General features: G+C 69.8%; 11 protein-coding genes. 7 read left to right on the top strand and 4 right to left on the bottom strand.

Annotated features, from left to right (window positions below; all coding sequences use genetic code 11):
- The 4 genes from J2W22_RS11655 to J2W22_RS11640 all read right to left on the bottom strand — a co-directional run bounded on the left by J2W22_RS11655 (window position 1) and on the right by J2W22_RS11640 (window position 3,237).
- Window positions 1–477 (bottom strand): hypothetical protein, encoded by a 477-nt coding sequence (locus J2W22_RS11655; protein WP_307118424.1) that lies wholly within the window; start codon window positions 475–477, stop codon window positions 1–3.
- A 246-nt stretch (window positions 478–723) separates the two neighbouring features.
- Window positions 724–1,500, bottom strand: a complete 777-nt coding sequence (locus J2W22_RS11650; protein ID WP_307118423.1) for an alpha/beta fold hydrolase — start codon at window positions 1,498–1,500, stop codon at window positions 724–726.
- Between the two features lie 25 nt (window positions 1,501–1,525).
- Complete coding sequence (locus J2W22_RS11645) at window positions 1,526–1,936, bottom strand: organic hydroperoxide resistance protein (protein ID WP_307118422.1); 411 nt, start codon at window positions 1,934–1,936, stop codon at window positions 1,526–1,528.
- A gap of 29 nt (window positions 1,937–1,965) precedes the next feature.
- The gene (locus tag J2W22_RS11640; protein WP_307118421.1) at window positions 1,966–3,237 is read right to left on the bottom strand and encodes an epoxide hydrolase family protein; all 1,272 of its coding nucleotides are present in this window, start codon (window positions 3,235–3,237) and stop codon (window positions 1,966–1,968) included.
- Between the two features lie 192 nt (window positions 3,238–3,429).
- Between J2W22_RS11640 and J2W22_RS11635 the strand changes: the two genes are divergently transcribed.
- The 7 genes from J2W22_RS11635 (at window position 3,430) to J2W22_RS11605 (ending at window position 13,605) form a co-directional block, all read left to right on the top strand.
- Complete coding sequence (locus tag J2W22_RS11635; protein ID WP_307118420.1) at window positions 3,430–4,539, top strand: redoxin domain-containing protein; 1,110 nt, start codon at window positions 3,430–3,432, stop codon at window positions 4,537–4,539.
- Window positions 4,540–4,552: 13 nt separating this feature from the next.
- A complete protein-coding gene (locus J2W22_RS11630; protein ID WP_307118419.1) occupies window positions 4,553–5,386 on the top strand; it encodes an oxidoreductase in 834 nt (277 codons plus the stop codon).
- A gap of 83 nt (window positions 5,387–5,469) precedes the next feature.
- A complete protein-coding gene (locus J2W22_RS11625) occupies window positions 5,470–8,202 on the top strand; it encodes an ATP-binding protein (RefSeq protein ID WP_307118418.1) in 2,733 nt (910 codons plus the stop codon).
- A gap of 268 nt (window positions 8,203–8,470) precedes the next feature.
- A complete protein-coding gene (locus J2W22_RS11620; protein WP_307118417.1) occupies window positions 8,471–8,848 on the top strand; it encodes a BlaI/MecI/CopY family transcriptional regulator in 378 nt (125 codons plus the stop codon).
- Window positions 8,849–8,850: 2 nt separating this feature from the next.
- Window positions 8,851–10,485 (top strand): M56 family metallopeptidase, encoded by a 1,635-nt coding sequence (locus J2W22_RS11615; protein ID WP_307118416.1) that lies wholly within the window; start codon window positions 8,851–8,853, stop codon window positions 10,483–10,485.
- A 91-nt stretch (window positions 10,486–10,576) separates the two neighbouring features.
- Window positions 10,577–11,527: a hypothetical protein gene (locus J2W22_RS11610; RefSeq protein ID WP_307118415.1), complete on the top strand. Its 951-nt coding sequence runs from the start codon at window positions 10,577–10,579 to the stop codon at window positions 11,525–11,527.
- A 29-nt stretch (window positions 11,528–11,556) separates the two neighbouring features.
- Window positions 11,557–13,605 carry a TonB-dependent receptor plug domain-containing protein gene (locus tag J2W22_RS11605; protein WP_307118414.1) on the top strand — a complete coding sequence of 683 codons (2,049 nt, stop codon included), beginning with the start codon at window positions 11,557–11,559 and terminating at the stop codon, window positions 13,603–13,605.
- Window positions 13,606–13,624 lie beyond the last annotated feature (19 nt).

Below are 13,624 nucleotides of genomic sequence, written 5' to 3'. Positions count from 1 at the left end.
TCAGGATGCGCTGATCGAGTATTTGTCACCCCTGGCGGCGCAGTCGGCGAGCTTCGCAGCGACCCAGGCGCGGGTGACGAGATAGGTGCTGCCCGAGACATCGGCCTCGGTGGCGACCACATCGGTCTTGAGGTTCAGATTGCGGTTCGAGCGCAGCAGCGCGTCGGCGGAATCGCTGCCGTCGCCCCGGCCGAGCCAGAGGATCAGCCGGTCGCCCTCGCGCCAATGCACCCAGCCGGTGGTGCCTTCGGGACCGCGATAGCCGATCGCGCAGAAATGCTGGGGCCCCTTGGGGCGCGGCGTCGCCTCGGCGAGCAGCCGCCGGATCGCCGGCGCTGCATCGCCGAACGCCGGATCGCCGCGCGGGGCAAAGCTCGCCTCGGCCTGCACCGGGGGCGACGAAAGCGCCGCTGGGGCACAGGCGATTGTGAGGGAGGCTAGCGCAGTCAGGAACAAGGCATGCCGAAATCGCGTCAAACCAGCTCCCCCACGCAACGCAACCGTCAAAAGGCCCGTCTTGTGGCCCCGCAGTCGAACCCCTTTCGCGGCAGAAAGTTCCTCGCTTTGCGGGCAGTTGATGCGCCATTCCGGCTCGATCGGGCGCGGATGGAGGCGTGCGGAAGGTTCGGCGGACAAAAAAATGCCCACGGTCGGCGACGCTGGTGGCCGACCGTGGGCATGGGCGCCGGCGCAGGGGGGCGCTGGGACCGCCGGCGCCTCAACTCATTGCGCGGTCGCCGCCTTCTCGATCTGGCTGGCCACCGCCTGGGCGTGCGAGACCATCACCACGTGCGAGGCGCCCTTCACCACCACCGTGCCGCGCGACTTGGCGCGATCGGCCATGAACTTGAGCGCGACCGGCGGGATGTTCTTGTCCGCATCGCCATAGATGAACCACGAGGGCACATGCTTCCACGCGGGCGCGGTGCTCGCCTCGCCCAGTGCCGCATCGGCGATCGGGCGCTGGCCGGCGGCCATCAGCTTGGCGTCGGCCAGGGGCACGTCCGCCGCGAACTGGTCGTGGAACTTCGCCTGGAGGATGTAGAGGTCGTTGCCGCCGCCGGCGAGCTTGACCGGCGGGGCGAGCGTCGGCGGCAGCGTGCTGCCCGGGAACTTGCCGGTCAGGCCGAGCGCGCTCTCGCCTTCGTCGGGCGCGAAGGCCGAGACATAGACCAAGGCCTTGACGTTCGGCGCCCCCTCGGCCGCCTCGCTGATCACCGAGCCGCCATAGCTGTGCCCGACGAGCACGACCGGGCCGTCGATGCTCTTGAGCAGGTCGGCAACCGAGTCGGCGTCGCCGCGCACGCTGCGCAGCGGGTTGGCTGCGGCGATGACGGTATAGCCGTCGCGCTCGAGGATCTTGATCACGCCGTTCCAGCTCGACGAATCGGCGAAGGCGCCGTGGACGAGGACGACGGTCGGCTTGACTGCCTGGGCCTGCGCGGCGGGCACCAGGGCGGTGGCGGCGAGCAGGAGCGCGCCGGCGATGAGCTTCTTCATGGTGATTCTCCCTTCAGCGCCGCGCTCAGACGAGCGCGACGACGGCGTCGATATTGCCCTTGATCGCCTTGGAATAGGGGCAGGTGCGGTGCGCGGCCTCGATCAGCTGGCGGGCGATCTCCGGCTCCACGCCGGGGACGCTGACGTTGAGGCGGGCGGCGAGCGAATAGCCGTCGTCACCGTGGCGCAGGTCGACCTCGGCGTCGATCGCGAGATCGGCCGGCAGGGTGATACCCCTGGCCTTGGCGGCGATGCCCATCGCGCCTTCGAAGCAGGCGGACCAGCCCGCGGCGAAGAGCTGCTCGGGATTGGTGCCCGCGCCGGCGCTGCCGGGCACGGCGAGCTGGACGTCGAGGCGGCCGTCCGAGCTGCGGGCGGCGCCTTCGCGGCCACCGGTCACATGGACATGGGCGGTGTACAGGGTCTTGTCGGACATCGATATTCTCCTTGGGATCGGTGGGTGATTCAGCGCAGCGGGCGGAAGGCGGCGCGCACTTCCTCGGCGAAGATCCGGGGCTGTTCCCAGGCCGCGAAATGGCCGCCATTGCTGGCTTCGTTGAAGTAATAGAGGTTGGTGTAGCAGCGCTCGGCCCAGCTCTTCGGCGCGCGGAAAATCTCGCCGGGGAATACGCTCACCGACACCGGCAGGTCGATGACGCCGCGGGCGTTGAAGTTGTTGGTGTGGTCCTCCCAATAGATGCGCGCGGCGGAGGCGCCGGTCTGGGTGAGCCAGTAGAGCGACATGTCGTCGAGGATCGCGTCGCGGCCGAGCACGCGCTGGGGATCGCCGGCGGGATAGGTCCACTGGCCGATCTTCTCGTACATCCAGGCCGCCATGCCGACCGGCGAGTCGACCAGCGAATAGCCGATCGTCTGCGGCCGGGTGTTCATCATCGCCGCATAGGCCGAATTGTCGCGGTAGAAGGCGACGAGCTGGTCGAAGGCGAAGCGCTCCTTCTCCGACAGGCTTGCCGGCGCCGGATCGCCCGCGGCGAGGATGTGCGCGATCTCGGCGGGGACGACCGCGGGCATGGTCAAATGGATGCCGATCAGCCCCGGCACATGCTGGAGCGCCATGCGCTGCGAGATCACCGAGCCGCAATCGCCACCCTGGCTGACGAACCGGTCATAGCCCAGGCGCCGCATCAGCACGCTCCAGGCGCGGCCGATATGATCCGAGCCCCAGCCCGGCACGGTCGGGCGGGCGGAGAAGCCGAAGCCAGGGATCGATGGGACGACGACGTGGAACGCGTCCTCGGCCTTGCCGCCATGCGCGGTCGGGTTGGTCAGCAGGTCGATCACGCCGAGGAACTCGATGATCGAGCCCGGCCAGCCATGCGTCAGGATCAGCGGCATCGCCTTGTCGTGGCGCGAGCGGACATGGATGAAGTGGATGTCGAGCCCGTCGATCTCGGTCAGGAACATCGGCAGCGCGTTCAGCCGCGCCTCGAACTTGCGCCAGTCATAGCCCTGCGCCCAGTAGCGCATCAGCGGCTCGAGCTCCTGGCGGCGCACGCCCTGGCTGTCGTCGGCGACCGGCTGGGCATCCGCCCAGCGCGTCTCGGCGATCCGCCGCTTCATCGCGCGGACGTCCGCCTCGGGGATCGCCGCCCTGAATGGCCGGACCGCATCGCTGCCCGCCCGGGCGAGCACCTGCGACGGGATCGCACTCACCGCCCCGGCGATGGCGGCGCCGACCACGAACTGGCGGCGCGTCGCTTCATTGTCTCCGAACACTTTGCACTCCCTCCAAATCTGATGGGGCACAGATAGGGGAATGGCGGCGCGGCGCCCGTTAAGTGGAGTGATGCGGCGTTAGCGCGCGTGGGCGGCGACTTTCAGGAACTAACGCGCGCCCGGCGAGGGCTAACGGGCGCCGGCGCGCGGGCGGCCTACATCGGCGTTCAACCGCAAGATGAGGCAGGCATCATGAACCAGAAACGCTCCCTAGGCTTCGCCGCCGCCGCCGTTGTGGCCGCGGCCGCCACCACCGCCATCTGCTTCGGCGACGCGCTCGGCCTCGTCCGCTCCTCCGCCAAGGCAAGCGAGGACATCGCCTCCGCCCCCTTCGGCGCCACCGGGCGCCCGATCGACGCGCTGGAGGGCGCCGCCCCCTGGCTCACCCCTGTGCCCGGCAGCCCCAGGGCGCTGCGCGGCAAGGTGGTGGTCGTCAACTTCTGGACCTATTCCTGCATCAACTCGCTGCGCGCGCTTCCCTATCTGCGCGCCTGGAGCGAGCGCTACGGTGCGAAGGGCCTGGAGGTGGTCGGCGTCCATGCCCCCGAATTCGGCTTCGAGAAGAACCCGGCGAACGTCCGCCTGGCCACCAGCCAGCTGAACGTCCGCTACCCGAACCTGCAGGACAATGACTATGCCGTGTGGCGCGACTTCGCCAACCAGGGCTGGCCCGGCATCTATTTCATCGACGGGAAGGGCAAGGTGCGCGGCTATCGCCTGGGCGAAGGCAAATATGACGAGGGCGAGCGGCTGATCCGCACGCTGCTGGCGGAGGCCGGCCAGGACGTGTCCGGCATCCCCCTCGCCCCGATCGAGGCAAAGGGGGTCGAGGCGCAGGCCGACTGGGCCGATCTCCGCTCGCCCGAGGCCTATATCGGCTATGACAAGGCCGTCGACTTCGCCTCTCCCGGCGGGCTGAAGCAGGACATGGCGCACGCCTATAGCTCGGCGGCGGACCTCTCGCTCAACCAGTGGGACCTGGCTGGCAGCTGGAAGGTCGGCGGCGAATATGCGCTGCTGGAGGGCGGCCCCGGCACGATCCGCTTTCGCTTCCATGCCCGCGACGCGCATCTCGTCCTCGGCGGCGCGCCCGACGGCCAGCCGGTGCGCTTCCGCGTGACGATCGACGGCCGCGCGCCCGGCGCCAGCCACGGCGTCGATGTCGATGCCCAGGGCTGGGGCCAGGTGAAGGAGGACCGGCTCTACCAGCTCGTCCGCCAGCCCGGCATGATCGCCGACCGCACCGTCACGATCGAGTTCGCCCGCCCCGGCGTGCGCGCCTATGTCTTCACCTTCGGCTGATGGGAATGGAACCATGACAAAGACCTGGCTGGTCACCGGCAGCTCGCGCGGCTTCGGGCGCGCGCTGTGCGAGGCGATCCTCGATGCGGGCGACAATCTGCTGGCGACGGCACGCGATCCCGACCAGCTCGCCGGGCTGGGCGACGGCCGGCCGGGCAAGCTCGCCACCGCCCGGCTCGACGTGACCTGCGAGGAGGACGCCGCCGCCGCGGTGGCCACCGCGATCGAGGCGTTCGGCGCACTCGACGTGCTGGTCAACAATGCCGGCTATGGCGATCTCGGCTCGGTCGAGGACACGCCGCTCGCTTCGTTCCGCCGCCAGATCGCGACCAACCTGTTCGGCACGATCATCATGACCAAGGCGGTGATCCCGCACATGCGCACGCGGCGCAGCGGCCATATCGTACAATTCTCCTCGGTCGGCGGCCGGCTCGGCGCCCCGGGCCGCGCCCCCTATTCGGCGGCGAAATGGGGCGTCGAGGGCTTCTCCGAAGTCCTCGCCCAGGAAATGAAGCTGGTCGGCGTGCGCGTGACGATCGTCGAGCCGGGCGGCTTCCGCACCGACTTCGCCGGCACCTCGACCACGCTCGAGGCGGGCCGCCCGGAATATGACGCGGTGGTCGGCAATGCCGCGCGGATGCAGGCGGCCTATCACGGCAACCAGCCCGGCGATCCCCGCCGCGGCGCCCAGGCGATCCTCCGGGTCGTCGCCGCGGACGAATCACCGCTCCGCCTGCCGCTCGGCAGCGACGCCGTCGCCGCGATCGAACGCAGCGACAAGGCGCGGCTCGACGAGCTCGACCGCTGGCGCACGCTCAGCCTGTCCACCGATTTTCCGAAGGAATAACACCTAGGTAGGATTGAGGTGCGCCACCCCGCGCGGCATGGAACGCTCGACCATAAATGGGGTAATGGCAGATCGTGGCGGACGTGGATCAACAGCTTGGCGAGCGCATGTGCTTCGGGCCCTTCTGCCTGGCGCCGGGCGAACGGCTGCTGACCAAGCATGGCGAGCCGGTCGAGATCGGCGGCCGCTCCTTCGATCTCCTCGTGGTGCTTACCGAGCAGCCCGGCCGCGTCCTGTCCAAGCGCGAGCTGCTCAAGCGCGTCTGGTCCGACGTCGTGGTCGAGGACGGGAGTCTCCGCTTCCACATGGCCGGCCTGCGCAAGCTGCTCGGCGACGGCACCGATGGCGCGCGCTACATCGCCACCCAGGTCGGCGTCGGCTATGCGTTCGTCGCGCCGATCGAGCGCCAGGGCGGCACCGCGCCGCGCCGCGCGGCCGACGAGAGCGTCAAGCCCCCCGTCAGCACCACCAATCTGCCCGCCCGCCTGCCCCATCTGATCGGGCGTGAGCGCGACGTCGAGTTCCTCGTCGAGCGCGTCGCCGACACCCCGCTCTTCTCGATCGTCGGCGCCGCCGGCGTCGGCAAGACCTCGCTCGCCATCGAGATCGGCCACCGCCTCGCCCCCGCCTTCACCGACCAGGTCGCCTTCGTCGACTTCAGCATGCTCGAGAACATGGCGGTGGTGCCCTCGATGATCGCCGGCGCAATGGGCATCGCGGTACAGAGCGAGGATCCGCTCGCCGTGATCCTCGGCCATATCCGCGACCGGCCCTTCCTTCTGATCCTCGACAATTGCGAGCATGTCATCGAGCCGGTCGCCGCGATCGTCGAGCGCATCGTCGAGGAAGCGCCGCAGGCCCGCATCCTCGCCACCTCGCGCGAGCCGCTGCGTGTCCGCGCCGAGCATGTCCTGCGGCTGGACGCGCTGGCCTATCCCGAGGAGCTGGCCGGGCTGACCACCGAGCAGATCCTCGCCTATCCCGCCGTCGAGCTCTTCCGCGAGCGGGCCACCGCCGCCGACAGCGCGCTGGTGATCGACGCGGAGGCCGCCCGGCTGATCGCCGAGATGTGCCAGCGCCTGGGCGGCATGGCGCTGCCGATCGAGCTGGCCGCCGTCCGCGTCGCGACGCACGGGATCGAGGCGACCGCCCGCCAGCTCGGCGAGCGGTTCAGCCTGGGCTGGTCGGGCCGGCGCACCGCCCAGCCGAGGCAACAGACGCTCCAGGCAACGCTCGACTGGAGCTATGAGCTGCTCTCCGATGTCGAGCGGATCGTGCTGGAGCGCCTGTCGATCTTCGTCGGCCCCTTCTCGATCGACGCGGCGCTGGACGTGGTCGCGGATGCCGAAATCGGATCGGACGCAGTCGCCTTCGCGCTCGACGAGCTGGTCTCCAAGTCGCTGATCTCGCCCGATCGCTCGCGCCGCACCGGCACCTATCGCCTGCTCGAGATGACCCGCGCCTATGCCCGCGAAAAGCTGTTCGCGCGCGGGCCGGAGGCGCAGGCCGGCATCGCCCGCCGCCACGCCGCCTATTTCCTCGCCGAGCTGGTGATGGCCGAGCAGGACGAAGGCGTGCTGCAGGACGCCCGGCCGCTTCGCCTGCAGCTCGGCAATATCCGCAGCGCGCTAGACTGGTGCTTCGGCCCGCATGGCGACCGCCGGATCGCCGTGCGCCTCGCCGCCGCCAGCGCGCCGGTGTTCCTCAACCTCTCCCACCTGATCGAGTGCCGCACCTGGTGCGGCCGCGCGCTCGCCGAGATCGAGGACGGCCAGCGCGGCACCGCGGTCGAGTTGGAGCTGCAGGCGGCGCTCGGCATCACGCTGATGTTCACCCGCGGCAATAGCGAGGCGGCGGGCAGCGCGCTCGCCCGGGCGCTGGAGATCGCCACGGCGCTGGAGGATCGCTGGAACCAGCTGCGCCTGCTCGGCCGGCTCCACATCTTTCATGAGCGGATCGGCGAATATGCCACCGCGCTGCGCCATGCCGAGCATGCGGTGCAGGTCGCCGAGCAGATCGGCGCCCCCGAGGCGCTCGGTGTGGCCTATTCGCTGCTCGGCATCTCGCACCATCTCGGCGGCGACCAGAAGAGCGCGCGGCGCGAGCTGGAGCTGTCGCTGCAGAACAGCCCGCCCTCGGCGCGCAGCCGGACGATCCATTACGGCTTCGATCACCGCAACCGCTCGGGGATCGCGCTGGCCCGGACGCTCTGGCTCTCGGGTCATGCCGACCAGGCCGGCCGCCAAGCGGGCCAGACGATCCGCGAGGCGGCGCAGCTCGATCACTCGGTGACCTATTGCATCGCGCTGATCTGGTCCTGGGCGGTCTATATCTGGATGGAGGACTTCCCCGCCGCAGAGGAGGACCTTGCCGCCTTCAGCGCCTGTGCCGAGGCCAATGCGCTCGGCCCCTATGTCGCCGCGGCTGCGGGCTTCCGCGGCGAGCTGGCGATCGCCCGCGGCCAGGGTGGCGAGGCGCTGGGCGCGGTGGAGGAAAGCCTCTCGCGCCTGCGCGCCGCGCGTTACGAGCTGCTGACCACCCCCTTCTCGATCGCGCTCGCCCGCGGGCTGGTGCTCGACGGGCGCTGTCCCGAGGCACTCGACCTGATCGACGCCGCCCTCGTCCGCTGCAACGCCAATGGCGAGCGCTATTCGGTACCCGAGCTGCTCCGCCTCAAGGCCGGCATCCTCGCCCGCTGCGACTCGGCGCCGGACGCAGGCCGCGCGGTGCTGGAGGAGGCACTGGCGCTCGCCCGCGAACAGGGCGCGCGTGCGTGGGAGCTGAAGGTGGAAGCGGACCTGGCGGCGCTGGGCTGAGAGCGCCACGCCCACTTCCTTCCATCCCCGCCCTCTACCCCGTCACCCCGCATCCACTCCGTCATCCCCGCGAAGGCGGGGATCCAGGGCAGCTCGGGATGACGATGCAATTGCGCGCATTCCTCTCCGGAGCGCCCAACGCGAGCCCCGCACATCCTGCCCGTGACTCTGGATCCCCGCCTTCGCGGGGATGACGAGGGGGAATAATGCCGCTTGCGCGCGCTACAAATGTAGCGCATAGCTACAAATGTAGCTGAGAGAGATTCCCATGTTGAACAACCTCCCGCCCCGCGAACGCCAGATCGTCGACCTGCTCTATGTGCATGGCGCAATGGCCGTGGCCGATGTCTGCGAAGCCCTGCCCGACAAGCTCTCCGCCTCGGCGGTGCGCGCGATGCTCACCCGGCTCGAGCAGAAGGGCGCGGTCAAGCGCACGATGAGCGAGCGCGGCTATGTCTTCGCGCCGGTCGAGGCCGAGAGCAAGGCGAGCGTCACTGCGCTCGGCCATGTCGTGCGGACCTTCTTCAACGGATCGACCACCCATGCTGCCAGCGCGCTGCTCGGCATGAGCGAGAAGCTCGACGACAACGATCTCGACGAGCTGGAGGCGATGATCGCCGCGGCCCGCGCCAAGAAGGGAGCCTGAACATGACCGCATTGCTCGGCCTTGTGCTCAAGTCGCTGGTGATCGCCGGCATCACCCTGCTCCTGCTGCGCCTCACTCGCGGCCGTTCGGCGGCGGAACGCTCGCTGATCGCGCATCTCGGCCTTGCCGGGCTGGTGATCCTGCCGCTCGCCACGCTGCTGCTGCCGTCGATGCCGCTGCCGGTGCCCGAATTCGTCCAGAGCCGGTTCGAGGCGCCCGCCACCGATACCGCGCTGCTCCCCAGCACGGACCTGCCCGCACGCCAGGTCGCCGCGCCCAGCACGACGACGCCGGTCGTCACCGCCGACACCGCGGAGCCCTGGTTCACCCTGCCCCAGGGCTGGGAACGCTATGCCTATGCGCTGCCGGTGCTGGCGCTGCTGCTGCTCACCGCCGTAGCGCTGCTCCGTCTGGTTCGGCTGCGTGCCGGTGCCGAGGTGCTGGTCGATCCGGTCTGGCTGAGCGCGCTCGCCCATGCCCAGCGCCGCATGGGGATGAAAAGCGGCACCGCGCTGCTGGTCAGCGACGCCCTGCCCTCGCCCATCTCCTGGGGCCTTGCCCGCCCGACCATCCTGCTCAGCGCCGATGCGCTGGCGGCGACCGACGAGGCGGAGGCGATCATCGCCCATGAACTGGCGCACGTCTCCGCGCTCGACTGGGCCAAGCTGATGCTCGCCCGCGTCGCCACCGCCATCCACTGGTTCAACCCGCTCGCCTGGCGCCTGGCCCGCGAGGCGCACCAGCTGCGCGAGGAAGCCGCCGACGACGCGGTGCTCGCCGCCAATATCGACGCGCCGGACTATGCCCAGCTGCTCGTCCGCGTCGCCCGGCACGAGAGCAAGGGCCTGCTGCTCGGCGCCCATGGCGTCGCCCCCGGCAAGGGCAGCCTCAAGCGCCGCGTCGGCCGCGTGCTCGACGCGACCCTGCCGCGCGGCCGCGCCCAGGGCTCGTGGATCGCCGGCTTCGGTGCCGGCATGCTGGTGATGGCCGCCCCGCTCGCCGCGCTCACCGTCGGCGCCACCGAGCGCCACGCCGCCGCCGATACCGCCCGGCCCGAAACCGAGGCCCGCACCAACCCCGCCGTCGCTGCCACCACCGCGACCGCGCCCGCCCGCATCGCCTCCGCCGCGGCACCGGCCCCTACGGCGAGCCCGGCACCCGCCGCGACGCCCCAGGACCACCGCGCCGATCGCAACGATCAGCAGCACCGCGAGCTCGATGCGATCATCGGCGCCAAGGCAGTCGGCGTCACGCCCGACTATATCGAGGGCCTGCGCCGCGCCGCCCCGCAGCTCGGCATCAGCCTCGACGATGCCACCGGCGCCCGCGCGCTCGGCCTCACCCCGGAATATGTCCGGGCGATGATGGCCACCGGTCTGCGCATCCGCTCGTTCGACGACATCATGGGCGCCCGCGCCGTGGGCGTGAACCCCGGCTATATCCGCAGCATCGTCTCCGCCGGCTATCGCGGCGACCTCGACGACTATATCGCGCTCGCCGGCATGAAGGTGACGGCCGACGATGTCCGCCGCCTGAAGCGCTCCGGCATGCCGGTCGGGGTCGATAGCCTCGCCCTGATCAAGCACGGCGCCAACCCGGCGCCCGATCCGGACTCGGATCCGGATCCCAACGACTAAGCCCGCCTAACCGACCCCCAACTGCCGAAAAACAACACCCCCGCCGGGGTGAACGCCCCCGGCTTGCCTCTTTGCACCCAGGAGAAATGCCATGAACCGCACCCTCGCCGTCATCGCCTCCCTCGCGCTCTTCGCCACCACCGCCATCGCCGGCGACCGGTCCCGTGATCGCGATCCCGTCACTGCCTCGAGCCCGATCAGCTTCCGGCTCTCGCTGGAAGCCAGCGGCAGCCGCTTCGAGCTCAAGCTGTCGATGGGCGAGCGCCACACCATGAACACCCAGATCAAAAGCGAGCAGCTCGGCCTCGACAGCGGCGCGCTCGGCGCCAACGGCCCGCTGCGCTTCGCCCTGGCCCGCGAGCCCGGCCGGCTCGACTGCGCCGGCGACACCGCCAGCCGCGTCGCCACCGGCAAGTGCAGCTTCACCCCCGACGCCGGCTTCTCCGGCTATCTCGCCAGCCGCGGCATCGGCACCCCCAGCTTCGAGCAGTCGCTCGACCTCGCGCTGACCGGCGCGAACAAGGCGCTGGTCGATGCGCTCGCCGAGGCCAATTATCCCAAGCCGAGCATCGACCAGCTCGTCGCCCTGTCCGCGCTCGGCACCTCGCCCGCCTATATCGCCGACCTCGCCCGCCAGGGCGTCCGCCCCGACGATCTCGAAGACCTGATCGCCTTCACCGCGCTCAAGATCGACGCCAGCTATGCCGGCGCCATGCTCCGCGCCGGCCTGGGCGAGGTCCGTCCGCACGACCTGATCCAGCTCAAGGCGCTCGACGTCTCGCCGGACTTCCTCGCCGGCATGAAGCAGGCCGGCCTCGGCAACCTCAGCGCCGACGACGCGGTGCAGCTCAAGGCCGTCGGCGTCACCCCCGCCTATGTGCGCGAGATCGCCGATCTCGGCTATCCGAACCTGCCCGCGAACAAGCTGGTCGAGCTGCGCGCCGTCGGCGTCACCGGCGAGGATGTCCGCCGCGCCCGCAAGATCGGCATCGAGAAGCCCTCCACCGAGCAGCTCGTCCAGCTGCACGTGCTCGGCCACTGATCGCAAGCGCGCCCGGAAAGCCCCAGTCCATGCGTCTCGCCGCCCTGTTCCTCGCCGGCACCGCGCTCCTCCCCTGGAGCGCGGCAGCCCAGACCGCCCCCGCGGCGGCATCCGCCAAGCAGGTCCATGCCCCCGCCGACTTCGCCCGCTTCGCGCCGAAGACCGCCTATGACATGCTCGTCCAGGTCCCCGGCTTCACCATCCGCGAGGCCGATCAGGAGCGCGGCCTCGGCCAGGCGTCGGAGAATGTCCTGATCAACGGCGAGCGCATCGCCAACAAAACCGGCGGCGCGATCGCCGAGCTCCAGCGCATCGCCTTCGCCAATGTCGAGCGGATCGAGATCGTCGACGCCTCCAGCCTCGGCATCGCCGGGCTCGCCGGCCAGGTCGCCAACATCATCCTCAAGGATGCGCGCAAGGCCGGCGGCCAGTTCGAATGGCGCCCCGACTTCCGCGCGCATTATTCCCGCCCCAACCTGTTCCGCGGCAATATCAGCTATACCGGCAAGACCGGCGGGATCGACTATACCCTATCGCTCGAAGACCAGGCCGGCCGCGGCGCGATCGGCGGCCCCGAGCATTTCTACGCCGCCGACGGCTCGCTGATCGAGCGGCGCGAGGAGGTTTTCCACCAGGAATCGGACACCGTCACCGCCAAGCTCCGCCTGGCGTTCGACGGGCCGGGCACCGCCAAGGGCAACCTCACCCTCGGCTATTCACCCTATTGGAACCCGGTCTACGACTATGAGCAGCGCTTCCGCACCGACGGAAACGACGGCACCCGCTTGCGCCTGCAGAAGCTCGACGGCTGGATGTACGACATCAACGCCGACTACGAATTCGCCTTCGGCCCCGGCCGGCTCAAGGTGATCGGCCTCAGGCATTTCGATCACGAGCCGATCGTCTCCACCCAGGTCGACAGCTTCGCCAGCGGCGCGCCGGACCAGGGCACCCGCTTCACCCGCGACTCGCACGTCACCGAGACGATCGCGCGCGGCGAATATCGCTGGAAGATGGGGAAGAACGATCTCGAGGTCTCGCTCGAGCGCGCGGTCAACGGGCTTGACCAGCGCGGCGCACTCGCCACGCTCGATCCCCAGGGCGATTTCGTTCCCGTCCCCTTCCCCGGCGGCAGCGGCATCGTCCGCGAGGTCCGCTATGAGGGGATGACCACGCTCAGCCGCCCGCTCGGCTCGGGCTTCAACCTCCAGCTCGCCGCCGGCGGCGAGACCAGTACGCTCGAGCGAGTCGACGGCGACCTCGCCCCGCGCCGCTTCTTCCGTCCCAAGGGCAGCCTCACGCTGGGCTGGCAGCCCGACAAGAACTGGGACCTCAGCCTCAAGCTGCGCCGCCGCGTCGGCCAGATCAGCTTCTACGACTTCCTAGCCCAGCCCAACCTCAAGTCGGAGCGGCAGAACAGCGGCAATCCCGATCTCGTCCCGCCGCAGAGCTGGGAAGTCGAGCTGGAGGTCGGCCGCTCGCTCGGCGCGGCGGGCAAGACCCGCCTGCGCGGCTATTATTACGCGGTCGAGGACATCGTCGACATCGTGCCGATCGGCGCGGACGGCGAAGGCGTCGGCAACCTGCCCCATGCCACCCGCTTCGGCGTGGAGAGCACCAGCACGATCCAGTTCGCGCCCCTCGGCCTGCCCGGCGCCAAGCTCGATGCCAAGCTCGGCTTCGAGATCGCCCGGGTCCGCGATCCGCTGACCGGCGAGATGCGCCCGATCAGCGGCACGCAGGACCGCTGGGCCGAGCTCAACTTCCGCCACGACATCCCGAAGAGCGACTTCGCCTGGGGCGCCACCGCCAGCCTCTATCACTATACGCGATATGTCTATCTGACCGAGGTGAACCAGGAGAATGAAGGTCCCTGGTTCGTCAACGCGTTCGTCGAGCACAAGGACGTGTTCGGCCTCACCCTGCGCGCCCAGGTCGGCAACATCTTCAGCGCCCGGCATTATTTCGACCGCACCGTCCATGACGGCCGCCGCAACGCCAGCCCGCTGCTCTTCCGCCAGCGCAACGACCAGCTGATCGGCCCGATCTTCACGTTTACGATAAGGGGGAGTTTCTAATCTCCCTCTACCGCTTTTG

It is taken from the genome of Sphingomonas kyeonggiensis (assembly GCF_030812785.1).
Lineage (GTDB): Bacteria > Pseudomonadota > Alphaproteobacteria > Sphingomonadales > Sphingomonadaceae > Sphingomonas > Sphingomonas kyeonggiensis_B.
Note: the sequence above shows the minus strand (reverse complement) of the source record. Positions and strands in the feature narration are given on the sequence as shown.